Annotated in this window: 11 protein-coding genes; all 11 read left to right on the top strand. The window is 69.4% G+C overall.

Annotated elements, in window-relative coordinates; all coding sequences use genetic code 11:
• The first annotated feature begins 320 nt into the window (after positions 1–320).
• The 11 genes from AC3YO9_RS03625 to AC3YO9_RS03575 all read left to right on the top strand — a co-directional run bounded on the left by AC3YO9_RS03625 (position 321) and on the right by AC3YO9_RS03575 (position 12,242).
• Entirely contained in the window at positions 321–1,730 is a 1,410-nt protein-coding gene (locus AC3YO9_RS03625; protein WP_489982162.1) for an 8-oxoguanine deaminase, read from the top strand.
• A gap of 134 nt (positions 1,731–1,864) precedes the next feature.
• Complete coding sequence (locus AC3YO9_RS03620) at positions 1,865–3,472, top strand: ABC transporter permease (protein WP_489982161.1); 1,608 nt, start codon at positions 1,865–1,867, stop codon at positions 3,470–3,472.
• Between the two features lie 10 nt (positions 3,473–3,482).
• Entirely contained in the window at positions 3,483–4,517 is a 1,035-nt protein-coding gene (locus AC3YO9_RS03615) for an ABC transporter substrate-binding protein (RefSeq protein WP_489982160.1), read from the top strand.
• 28 nt (positions 4,518–4,545) lie between these two features.
• Positions 4,546–5,208 (top strand): Rieske 2Fe-2S domain-containing protein, encoded by a 663-nt coding sequence (locus AC3YO9_RS03610; RefSeq protein WP_489982159.1) that lies wholly within the window; start codon positions 4,546–4,548, stop codon positions 5,206–5,208.
• On the top strand, positions 5,151–5,810 hold the full coding sequence (locus AC3YO9_RS03605; protein WP_489982158.1) for a glutathione S-transferase family protein: 660 nt from the start codon (positions 5,151–5,153) through the stop codon (positions 5,808–5,810). Before AC3YO9_RS03610 ends, AC3YO9_RS03605 begins: the two co-directional genes overlap by 58 nt.
• 38 nt (positions 5,811–5,848) lie before the next feature.
• The gene (locus AC3YO9_RS03600; RefSeq protein ID WP_127784356.1) at positions 5,849–6,349 is read left to right on the top strand and encodes a thiamine pyrophosphate-binding protein; all 501 of its coding nucleotides are present in this window, start codon (positions 5,849–5,851) and stop codon (positions 6,347–6,349) included.
• Entirely contained in the window at positions 6,346–6,960 is a 615-nt protein-coding gene (locus AC3YO9_RS03595) for a thiamine pyrophosphate-dependent enzyme (RefSeq protein WP_206518043.1), read from the top strand. Before AC3YO9_RS03600 ends, AC3YO9_RS03595 begins: the two co-directional genes overlap by 4 nt.
• The gene (locus AC3YO9_RS03590) at positions 6,947–8,485 is read left to right on the top strand and encodes a GMC family oxidoreductase (RefSeq protein ID WP_489982157.1); all 1,539 of its coding nucleotides are present in this window, start codon (positions 6,947–6,949) and stop codon (positions 8,483–8,485) included. The genes AC3YO9_RS03595 and AC3YO9_RS03590 overlap by 14 nt, the downstream gene beginning before the upstream one ends.
• 4 nt (positions 8,486–8,489) lie before the next feature.
• A complete protein-coding gene (locus tag AC3YO9_RS03585; protein WP_206518042.1) occupies positions 8,490–9,875 on the top strand; it encodes an amidohydrolase family protein in 1,386 nt (461 codons plus the stop codon).
• Positions 9,862–10,737, top strand: a complete 876-nt coding sequence (locus AC3YO9_RS03580; RefSeq protein ID WP_489982156.1) for an aromatic ring-hydroxylating dioxygenase subunit alpha — start codon at positions 9,862–9,864, stop codon at positions 10,735–10,737. Before AC3YO9_RS03585 ends, AC3YO9_RS03580 begins: the two co-directional genes overlap by 14 nt.
• Positions 10,734–12,242, top strand: a complete 1,509-nt coding sequence (locus AC3YO9_RS03575; RefSeq protein WP_489982155.1) for an aldehyde dehydrogenase family protein — start codon at positions 10,734–10,736, stop codon at positions 12,240–12,242. Before AC3YO9_RS03580 ends, AC3YO9_RS03575 begins: the two co-directional genes overlap by 4 nt.
• The last annotated feature ends 19 nt before the right edge of the window (positions 12,243–12,261 follow it).

Below are 12,261 nucleotides of genomic sequence, written 5' to 3'. Positions count from 1 at the left end.
TCGGAGCTCCGATCGGTGGGCACGGAAGGGGGCTGGGAAGAATGGCCGAGACAGCATCCGGAAATGGTGACCTGGCGAAAGCACACGCTCCGGCAGATGATTGCGCTGCGCTTGCCGAGCGCTCACCGTGCCCGGCCGCAACATCTGCTGTCAAGCGGCAGTGGTGCGTTACGCACCGTTAACGCGACAGCAACCACGCCGTTGTTCGCCGCGCGTAGCTTCCTTTCTGCGAGGGCGTGAACCACTGGCCCGAGCAGTCCGTCCGGCTCAGCCGGCAACGAGCTGGAGCTCCCCTCCAGCGGAGGACGTCATCTCCAGTGATGGGCGCGAGGGCCATCGCAGACACACATTCGTCTGTCTGTGGGAGGTACCTCATGCACGACCTGGTCATTCGCGACATCGGCCACCTCGTCCTCGAGCCCGGGTCTGAGCTCAGCAACGCCTGGTTGGCGGTGACGTCCGGCCGTGTCGCGGCAGTGGGCGAGGCTGGCACGGAACCTGCTGCGGAACAAGTGGTTTCGGTGGGTGGGCGAACGGTCACGCCCGGCCTGGTGAACACCCACCACCACATGTACCAAAACCTCACTCGCTCCTACGGGCCGGTGGTGAACGGATCGCTCTTCGACTGGCTGACCGGGCTCTACCCGATCTGGGCGGGCCTGGACGAGGAAGCGGTCTACGTCTCCACCTACGTCGGGATTGCCGAGCTGCTGCTGGGCGGGTGCACGACGTCCACCGACCACCTCTACGTGCACCCCCGCCCCAATCTCGTCGACGCACAGATCCGAGCCGCCCGCGACATTGGTTTTCGCTTTTATCCGACCCGCGGCTCCATGTCATTGTCGGTGAAGGATGGCGGATTGCCGCCGGACAGCGTCACGCAAGACACCGACACCATTATTGCGGACAGCCAGCGACTCATCGATGCGTACCACGACCCCGCGCCTGGGGCGATGACCAGAATTGCGCTGGCGCCCTGCTCGCCATTCTCTGTGGACGACACGCTGATGCGGCAGACCGCGGAGCTCTCCGAACGGACGGGGGTGCGAATGCACACCCACCTCGCCGAGGACGTCGACGAGCACACCTTCTGCTTGGAGCGGTACGGACGGACCCCGGTCGAGCACTTCGAGGACGTCGGCTGGGCCGGTGACCGCTCGTGGGTCGCGCACTGCATCTACCCGTCCGCCGACGAGATCCAGCGGCTGGCGAACGCCGGCGTCGGTGTGGCGCACTGCCCGAGCTCCAACATGCTCATCGGCAGCGGGACGGCGGGCGTGGCAGCGATGCGCCGGGCCGGAGTGCCCGTCGGACTGGGGTGTGACGGCTCCGCCTCCACCGATCACGCGTCCCTGTGGCTGGAGGCGCGGACCGCACTGCTGCTGGGGCGCTTCGCCGGTGGTCCGACCGCCATGACTGCGCGCGACGCGCTGGAGATCGCCACCGTCGGCTCGGCACGGTGCCTCGGCTGGGAGGACGAGCTGGGCAAGCTCGTCCCGGGTTCGGTCGCTGACCTGGTCGCCTGGCACATGGACCCGGTCTCGCTCGCGGGTGCGCACAGCGACCCCGTGGAGGCGCTGCTGCGGTGCGGCCCTGCGCGCGCCTGGACGACCGTGGTGAACGGCCGGATCTTGGTCGACTCCGGTCAGCTGGTCCTGCCTGGCCTGGCGGATGCGCTGACCGACCACCGCCGCATCGCCACCCGCCTGCAGCACGCTCTCGTGCACTGACGTCTCGCCAGCCGAGCCAGATCGGAGGTTCTGCACGTGATGGTGATCAGCAAGAGTCACAAGCCCCGTGTTGTTCCCGCCCACCTGGCGGGTGCGCTGGAGAACCCGCCCCTGCGCGCGAAGGGGTGGGCGCGATGACCGCGGTACCGATGGCCGGCGCGGGCCGCACGGCGGCCCCCGGGGCGGCTGTCGGCCTGCTCCGTCAACGGGGCGGAGGGCTGCTGCGGCGGGCCGGCGGAGTCGTCGCGGTGCTCGTGGTGTGGCAGGTGCTTGCCGCCACGGTGTTCTCGTCCTACTACGCGTTGCCCGCTCCGACCGCGATTCTCACGCAAGCAGTGGCTGACTGGTCGCTGGTGCAGCCGAACCTGGTGCAAACGGCCAAGGAAGCCGGCCTGGGCTGGCTCTTCGGCAACGGCTTGGCGTTCGCGCTGGCGCTGGTGTTCCTCACCGTGCGTCCGGTCGAGAAGATTGCGACGCAGGTGGCCCTGGCCCTGTACTGCCTTCCGGTCATCGCGATCGCGCCGATCCTCACCGCCGTGCTCGACGGTGATCGCCCCCAGATCGCGATCGCCGCGCAGAGCGTGTTCTTCACGACGCTGGTGGCGCTGATGCTGGGCGCGAAGTCGGCAGATCGCTCGTCCCTGGACGTGGTGGACTGCGCCGGCGGCTCCCGGTGGCAGCAGTTCCGCCGAATCCGGTTGCCCGCGGCGCTGCCCGCGACGTTCGGCGGACTGAGGATTGCGGCTCCCGCAGCGGTGCTGGGGGCGATCATCGGCGAGTACCTGGGCGCGCAGTCCGGGCTGGGCGTCACCATGGTCTACGCCCAGCAGTCCCTCGACGTGGAGCGCACCTGGGCGCTGGCGCTGTACGCCACGCTCCTTGCCGGAGCCGCCTACGCCGCCACCGCCCTGGTCGAGCGGAAGGTCTGCTACTGGTCGGCGGACATGGCCAACGGCGCAGGGGCGGCCCCGGCGCCGCAGTCGATGCTGAAGCGGGTCGCCACGACCACCGTCACCGCGGTCGGTGCCACGGCGGGCGCAGCCGTGCTGTGGCAGCTGGCGATCGGGGGCCTGGACCCGTACTTCGCCAAGGGTCCCGCAGACGTGTGGACCTACCTGACCACGCCCGGGGAAGACCGGACGCAGCTGTTCGAAGCCCTCGAGACGACGGTGGTCCACGCCTTGGGCGGATACGTGCTCGGCACCGCTGCCGCGCTCGCCACTGCGGTGGCCATCCTCGTGTGGCCGGCGGTGGACGCCGCCGTGATGCCGTTGGCCATCGCGCTGCGGGCGGTACCCCTGGTGGCGATGACCCCGCTCATCGCGCTGGTCTTCGGCCGCGGTCTGGTCACGGTGCTGGTGATCGCCGGCATCGTGACCTTCTTCCCCTCGCTCGTCACCATCGTCACGGGCATGCGCACGGTCCCGCAGGGCGCGGTCGACCTGCTGACCGCGTACGGGGCCTCCACGCTCGGCGTCATGGCTCGGGCTCGAGTCCCCTACGCGCTGCCCAGCGTCTTCGCCGCCGCCCGGATCGCTGCTCCCTCGGCGGTGATGGGGGTGCTGCTCGCTGAGTGGCTGGCGACCGGGGACGGCATCGGTTTCCTCATGCTCCGCGCGTCCATGAATGCCAGCTACGACCGACTCTGGGCTGCGGTCGTGCTGATGACAGTCGTCTCCCTCACCGCTTACGCGCTCGCCGCCGCTGCCGAGAACGCGCTCACCCGCATCCGCTTTCACTAAGGAGCCATCAATGACCCCTGCAACATCTCCGCTCTCACGCCGCACCCTGCTTCGGGGCGCACTGGGGCTGGGCGCCCTCGCCCTCGGCGGCCCGGCCGTCCTGTCGGCGTGCGCGTCCGGCGCCACGAACCAGGTGGCCGCGGACGGCACCAGGGCGATGACCTACCAGCTCAGCTGGTTGCCGACCACTGAGCACTCGGGAAGCTGGATCGCCTCCGACCGTGGCTTCTACCGAGACGGCGGGCTGTCGGTGGAGTTCCTCAACGGTGGACCGAACACCAGCCGGGAGACGGTGGTGATGTCCGGCAAGGCGCTGGTCGGCGGCAGCGAGGCCGACGTGGTGGCCAAGGCGATCACGCAGGGTGCCGATCTCAAGATCATCGGCACCCGGTTCCAGAAGAGTCCGTTCTGCATCCTGTCGCTGGCGGACACCCCGATCAAGTCGCCACAGGAGATGGTCGGAAAGAAGATCGGTGTCGCGGCGGCGAACGAGACCGTGTTCAACCTGCTGCTGAAGATCAACAACATCGACCCGGCGTCGATCGACGTGGTTCCGGTGCAGTTCGACCCTGCCCCCGTCGCGAACCGCGAGGTGGATGGCCAGGTCGTCTTTGTCATCAACGAGCCGACCCAGCTCGAGGCAAAGGGCATCGACACCCACACCTTTCTGTTTGCAGACCACGGCTACACGCTGTTCTCCGGCGTCTACTTCGCGAAGACCCAGACCGTGCGCGAGAACCCCGAGCAACTCAGCGCGTTCTTGCTGGCGGAGCGCCGCGGCTGGGAGGCCAACATTGCCGATCCCCAGCTTGGCGCCGACCTGACGGTGAACGTGTTCGGCAAGGACCAGGGATTCGACCGCGCGCAGCAGCTCGTCGAGTCGCGCACCATCCCCCAGATCATGGTGACGCCGGACACGAACGCCGGGGGCTTGTTGACCCTCCCACCGGCGCTGATGGAGCAGAACATCAAGACGCTCAACACCGCTGGCATTGCTGTGGCGGCCGACCAGCTGTTCACCACGTCGATCCTCGACCGTCTCTGACGGCGCACCCCAGGAGGGAGAACATCTGATGACGGAGTGGATCCCGGTCGCGCTCGCGCGCGACATCGAGCCCGGATCGGCAACGGGCACCAGCATCGGCGGTGCGGCGGTCGCGCTGTGGCGCGGTGCTGACGGATCCGTGCACGCGTGGGCCGATCGCTGCCCCCACCGGGGCATGCGCCTGAGCCTGGGATTCGTGCGCGGCGAGCGACTGGTCTGCCTGTACCACGGCTGGCAGTTCGACCAGGCCGGTGCGTGTCGGCACATCCCCGCCCACCCCGACCTCGCTCCTCCAGCAGCCGTGCGCACGGTGCGCTACCGGGTGCGGGAGGAGTCGGCGATGGTGTGGGTGGCGTTGCCGGGTGACGACGAGGGCCCATTCTCCGCCGACCGCCGGGCAGAAGGAGAGTCAGTACCGGCGTGCTCGGTGTTCGTCGAGGCCGACGGGCACCGCGTCCTCGACGAGATGATCTCGTGCACGGGGGGCGGGGAGGTCGCCGGGACCACCGTGCGGGTAGTGGTCGGCGGCACGCCGGTGCTGGTGGGGACTCAGGCGATGGGCGACGAGGTGACCGCTCTGCACGTCGTCGCGCAGGCGGGAGCCGACACTGCCGCGGTCACTTCCGTCGTGCGGTGGGCCCACGAGCTCCGCGACCGTGTGCACGCGACGACGGAGCTGGTGACCGCGTGACCGGCACCCTGGTCCTGCACGACTTTGCGCTTGATCCACGGTGCTACGCGGTGCGGCTGGCGCTGTCGGTGCTGGGCATCGACCACCAAGTCCGGCCGGTCGACGTGTACCCGGGTGGTGAGCACCGCGGCGCCGTCTACCGGAGGCTGACCCCGACCGGAGAGCTGCCGGTGGTCGAGCACGACGGCACCGTCGTGGTGGGGACTGCGCGGGTCCTCCAGCACCTTGTGCAGCTGACCGATCACCGGCGGACGTGGGCCGGACCGGGCGTTGACACCTGGCTGGAGTTCTCGGACGGACCGCTGGCTGCGGTGTACGCGGCCAGGGACACCGCCATGTACACCACCGAACCGTTCCACCCCGGTGCTGCGGTGTCGGCGCTGCGCACGCTCGACGACCACCTCGCGCTACAACGACTCCAGGACCACTGGGTGGTGGGGAACCGTCCGACCATCGCCGACCTTGCCCTGTTCCCGGCCGCCGCACTGAGCCGCGACATCGGGGTTGACCACGACCGCTTCCCGGCCCTGCGGCACTGGATGCGCAAGGTCAAGTTGCTGCCCGGCTTCACCGAGATGCCCGGCATTCCGGTCTTTCCCTGAAGACCATTTCCCTCCAAGAGAAAGGGTCCAGCACGACAATGGACTCATCTACCGTTGCAGCGGTCATCCGCGGCCTCAAGCGGGCCGGTGTCAGCACCGTCTGCTACTTGCCTGACTCGCTGTTCAAGGAGCTCTACCCCGCGCTTGACGCCGACCCGGACATCCGCACCATCCAGGTGACCAACGAGGGGGAGGGTGCCGCCATCTGCGGCGGAATCTTCTTGTCCGGCAAGCGGGCAGCCCTCATCATGGAGAACTCGGGGCTGCGCGCCTCCGTCGAGCCCCTGGCTCGCATGGGCCTCGGCGCCGGGATACCCGTGATCATGCTGATGAGCTACCGCGGCGAGCTCGGCGAGAACAACTGGTGGGCTGTTCCGCACGGAATCACCATGGAGCCGATTCTCGATGCCCTCCGGATTCCGTACCGCATCGTCCGCGAGGTGGACTCCGTGGAACGCGCGATCACGGACGCGTTCGACTGGTCCTACGCGGCTTATCACCATTCCGCTGTGGCTCTGGGTGGAGGACTCGTCCGATGACCATGACCCGTTTCGACTGCATGACGCTGCTCGCCGAGAAGCTGTCCGACGAGCTGGTGATCGTCTCGCTCGGCGCCAGCGTCGATGAGTGGTACAACGCCGCGCCGCACATGCGGGAGGCGAGCCTGTTCCAGCAGCAGCTCGGCTGCGTGACGCCGCAGGCCTTCGGGCTGGCGACCGGTCTGCCCCACCGCAGGATCATCTCCCTCGACACCGACGGCGGGATGCTGTTCAACCTCGGCATCCTTGCGACCGTGGCCAACGAGCGGCCCCGCAACCTGTTCACCGTGGTGTGGGACAACGAGTGCTACCAGTCCATCGGCGGGCCTCCCACGCACACCGCCAAGGGCATCGTGAGCATCGCCGCCATCGCTCGGGGCGCGGGCATCGAGCACGCCTACACGGCCACCACCGTGGAGGAGTTCGACAAGCACTGCGTGGCTGGGCTGGCGGCGGACGAGCCCTACGTGCTGGTGGCGAAGGTGTCCAGCGCCGTTCAGCCGGGGATCAGGCGCAAGCACAGCGACGGACGGGAGGACAAGTACATCTTCGTCCGCCACGTGGAGGCGACGGAGGAGATCACCATCATGGGGCCCAGTGAGCACAACTGAGGTCTTCGACTACGTCATCGTGGGCGGCGGGTCAGCGGGGTGCGTTCTTGCCGCTCGGCTCTCCGAGGACCCCGGCACCCGGGTCCTGCTCGTGGAGGCGGGTCCGGGCCACGCTGGCGCCACGCAGCTGGAGAAGCCCGCCACGTGGGCAGCACTGCTCGGCGGTGCCTACGACTGGGGCCACACCTACGCGCCGAACCCTCGGCTCGGCGGCCGGGCGGTGCCGATTCCGCGCGGACGGGTGCTCGGCGGCTCCAGCAGCATCAACGCGATGCTGTGGTACCGCGGCTGTTCCGCCGACTACGACGCGTGGGAGGCGGCGGGGGCGAAGGGCTGGAACTTCGCGTCCCTGCTGCCCTACTTCCGACGAGCGGAGGACTGGGAGGGAGGTGCCACCGACCTGCGGGGTGCCGGTGGCCCGATACGCATAACCCGTCCCGTGGATCCGCACCCGGTCGCCCGCGCGCTGCTGGAGGCCGCCGCTGAGCTCGGCATGGCAGTGCTCGACGACTCCAACGGCCCCGACGTCGCGGGCGCGTCGCTGGCCAACCTCACGATCGCCGATGGCCAGCGCGTGAGCACTGCCCGTGCCTACCTTGACCCGGCGGCCCGCCGCGGCAACCTCACCGTGCGAGTGGGAGTGACCGTCAGAGAGCTGCTGTTCGAGGGGAACCGCTGCACGGGGGTGCGGGTCGACGGCCCGGACGGCGCCGCCGACATCCACGCGGACGTGGAGACGCTGCTGTGCGCGGGGGCCATCTCCAGCCCGCACCTGCTGCTGCTCGCTGGCATTGGCGACCCTGCTCAGCTGCGCCGCCACGGGCTCCCAGTGCGGCTGTCCCTGCCGGGCGTCGGGCGCAACCTGCAGGACCACCCGCTGCTGATGGGCGTGAACTTCCGCGCCCGTGCTCCGCTGGGCCCCGCGCGGGACAACGGCGGCGGGGCGATCCTCAACTGGCGGTCCGATCCGCAGCTGGAGCACCCGGACCTGCACGCGTTCGTGGTGCAGGGAGCGCACGCCACCCCGGAGGTGGCTGCCCGCCACGACCTCACCGGCGACGTCTTTGCGGTCTCGCCCGGCCTCATGCGCGCACACAGCGTGGGGGAGCTGACCCTGCGGTCGGCCGACCCGGGGGTGAGTCCGCACATCGATCCGCGCTACCTGTCCGATCCGCGGGACCTCGCTGCCCTGGTCGCGGGGCTCGACCGTGTCTTCGACCTCGCGGACACCGTGGCGTACCGGGCGCTCGTGGAACGCCCCGTGGCGCCGGAGCGGCGTCTCGGCCCGAGTGAAGCCGCGGAGTTCGTGCGGATGAGCTGCTCCACGTTCTTCCACACCGCAGGCACCTGCGCCATGGGCTACGGGGCGGAGGCGGTCGTCGACGCCGAGCTGCGCGTGCACGGCGCCGACGGCCTGCGGGTGGTGGACGCCTCGGTGATGCCAGCACTGCCGTCGTGCAACACCAACGCACCAGTGATCGCTCTCGCCGAGCGCGGCGCCGCGTTGATTCGTGGAGAGGAATGACGTCGTGCCCCAGCTGACCCTGCTGACCGCCGATGCGGTGGTGACGATGGACGCCGATCGAACCGTGGTCCCCGGCGGAGCCGTGGTGGTGTCGGGCGACCGGATCGTCGCGGTCGCCACCGCCACCGAGCTGCGGTCCCAGTTCCCCGACGCCACCGAGGTCGACCTGTCCGGGCGGCTGCTCATGCCGGGGCTCGTGAACACCCACTCGCACTCGGGGCTCCTGCGGGGAACTGCTGAGCACCTCCCGGTGTGGGAGTGGCTGCGGGTGCACATCGACCCGATGCACCGCGTCCTCACCGCGGACGAGGCCGAAGCCGCGTCATGGCTCTGCTACGCGGAGAGCGTGCTGGCGGGAACCACCACCGTCGTCGACATGTGGCGCTTCATGGAGCGCAGCGTGGCCGCTGCGGCGGAGATCGGAAACCGGCTAGTCACCGTCAGCTACGTCGGTGCCCACCCAGACCACGACTACTTCGACTCGCTCGACGACAACGAGCGCCTGCTGCAGCGCTGCCAGGGAGCGGCCGACGGACGGGTGACCGTGTGGGTCGGTCTCGAGCACGTGTTCTACGCCGACGACGCCGGCCAGCGGCGCGCCGTCGACCTGGCCCGCGACTACGACACCGGCTTCTACACGCACTGCAGCGAGTCAGAGATCGAGATCGCCGAGTTCGATCGGAGGTTCGGCGCGCGCCCGGTGTTCGCCCTCGAGCGGCTCGGGTTCCTGGACACGCCGCGGACCATGCTCGCGCACGCGGTGTGGCTGGACGACGCCGAGATCAGGCACCTCGCGCAACGCGGGGTTGGAGTCGCCCACAACCCGGTCAGCAACATGAAGCTGGCCAGCGGCATCGCGCCGATCACCGCGATGCTCGACGCGGGCGTCGCGGTGGGGCTGGGAACGGACGGCGAGAAGGAGAACAACAACCTCGACATGTTCGAGGAGATGAAGGTCGCGTCCCTGCTGGGCAAGCTCGTGAGGAACGACGCGGCCGCGATGGACAGCTGGACGGTCCTGGAGGCCGCCACCACGGGTGGTGCCCGCGCGCTCGGGATGGACGCTGACATCGGGTCCCTGGAACCAGGCAAGAAGGCGGACCTCATCGCGGTGCGCACGGACACGCCGCGCATGACGCCGCTGTTCGTGGACGGCCCCTTCGCGAACCTGCACCACAACCTGGTCCACGCCGTCCGGGGCGGCGACGTCGACCTGACGATGGTGGACGGCTGTGTCGTCGTCCGTGACGGGAAGCTGGTCGAGCACGACCTGCCGTCGATCATCGCCCGTGCCCGGGCGGCCGTGCCCGGCTTGTTCGCGCGCCGTGCCCAGTGGTTGGCGAGCACCCATGAAGGTGACCTGAAAGGCGTGTTCCATGCAGAAGTGTGACGACCCGGTGGTTCTGGACCAGTGGTACGCCGTGTGCGCCGAGGACGAGCTCGTCGACGGAGTGGTCAACACCCGGCTGCTCGGCGCGGAGCTCTGCTGCGGCCGTGAGCCCGGTGGCAATCCGGTAGTCACGGCTGACGGCAGTCCGGTGCCGGTTCGGCAGCGGTACGGCTTCGTGTGGACCACGCTGGGCACGCCGGCCCGCGACGTGTTCGACATTGAGGAGTCCCGTGAGCCCGACCGCCGCTACGTGCCCTGCGGCTGGATCACCCTGCGGACCTCGCCGGGGCGCGTGGTGGAGAACTTCCTGGACATGGCGCACTTCCCGTTCGTGCACACCGGGATCCTGGGTGGTGATGCGAACACCGAGGTCGCCAAGTACCAGGCGGAGATCCGGCACGACGTGGACGAGGTGTGGGCCACGAACTGCAGGTTCTTCCAGCCGCAGGTCTCCGCCGCGACCGAGGGCGCCTACGCCCAGCTGACCTACCGAGTCCCCGCGCCGTACATGGTCATGCTGTACCGGGTGTCGCCGGTGGATCCGAGCCGCAGGGACGCCATTGCCCTGTTCATCCAGCCGATCGCTGAGGACCTGTGCCGGGCGCAGCCGGTGATGTACCTCGTGGACCCGGACTCGGAGCACACCGATCTGCTGCACTTCGAGCAGATCATCTTCCTGCAGGACCGGATCATCGTCGAGAACCAGCGTCCGCTGCTGCTTCCGCTCGAACCTCGCGAAGAGATCCCCACCCGCGCAGACAGCTCCTCCGTCACCTACCGGCGCTGGCTCAAGTCCAAGGGGCTGCGCTGGGGTGCGCTCCCCTTCACCCAGGTTCACCCCAGCAAGGAGGGCTCCCGATGACCAGCCTGTCCGTGGCGCCAGCCGCCACCGTCCGGCACAGCGCCGACTTCTTGTCCGGGGCCGCGAAGAAGCTGCTCATCGATGGCGAGTGGCGCACCGGGGGCGGTCCGGAGCTCCTGTCGGTGGATCCGGCCACGGACCGCGTTCTGGCCGTGCTCGGGTCGGCGGACGCGACGGATGTCGACGCCGCGGTGGAGGCCGCGCGCGCGGCCCTTGACGGCAGCTGGACCGCCCTCACCCCGAGCGCACGAGCGCGGATCCTGTGGCGTCTTGGCGAGGTGATCGATGCGCATGCCGATGAGCTGGCCGAGCTGGAGACGCTGGACCAGGGCAAGGCCTGGGCGACGGCGCGGTTCGCGGAGATCCCCGCCGCCGCCGAGCAGTTTCGGTACTACGCGGGATGGGCCACCAAGATCACGGGCAGCACAGTGACGCCGTCGATCACCTACCAGCCGCAGGGTCGGAAGGTGCTCGCGCACACTGTGCACGAGCCCGTCGGTGTGGTGGCCGCGATCGTGCCGTGGAACTCTCCGCTGCTGATGGCCGCGATGAAGCTGGCCCCCGCGCTCGCTGCCGGGTGCACGGTGGTGCTGAAGCCGGCTGAGGACACCTCGCTCACGGCGCTGCGGTTCGGTGAGCTGCTCTCCGAGGTGGGGATGCCGGCAGGGGTGGTCAACATCGTGACCGGTGGCGGCGAGGTCGGACGCATGCTGGCCGAGCACCAGGGAGTCGACAAGGTGACGTTCACCGGTTCCACCGAGGTGGGGAAGAGGCTGGTGGCGGGGGCAGGGGCCGGCAACCTCACGCGGCTGACCTTGGAGCTGGGCGGGAAGTCCCCCGTGGTGGTGCTCGGCGACACCCATCTGGCCGAGACCATTCCGGGTGTCGCGCGCGGCATCTTCACCAACGGCGGGCAGGTGTGCGTCGCCGGGAGCCGCGTCTATGCCGAGCGCTCCGTCTACGCGGAGGTGGTCGACGGGCTCGCGCATGCTGCCGGGGCGCTGCGGCTCGGGCATGGGCTGGACAGCGGCACTGACCTCGGTCCGCTGGTGAGCCGGCGACACCGGGCAACGGTGGCCTCGTACGTCGATGACGGTGTGCGCCGCGGTGCCACGGTCGTGGCCGGGGGCCGGGAGGTGGGCGACGTGGGCAGCTTCTACGAGCCCACCGTCGTGGTGGACGCCGCGCCGGACCTGCCGATGATGCGGGAGGAGATCTTCGGCCCGGTGGTGACGGTGACCCCGTTCGACGACGTCGACGAGGTGGTCGCCTGGGCCAACGACACCGAGTACGGCCTCGCTGCGAGCGTCTGGACCTCTGACCTCTCCCGTGCCCACCGGCTAGCCGGCGCGATCCGCGCCGGCACCGTCTGGATCAACTGCCACTCCTACTTCTCACCCGAGCTGGTGAAGGGCGGCCACAAGCAGTCCGGCTGGGGATACGAGAACGGTGCGGCGGGGCTGCAGAGCTACCTCGAGACCAAGACGGTGTGCATGACCGTGTGAGGAACCAGGCCGGTGGGGC

The sequence above is a fragment of the Rhodococcus sp. Z6_132 genome, from assembly GCF_058133635.1.
This window is presented reverse-complemented; position numbering and strand designations above follow the sequence as displayed.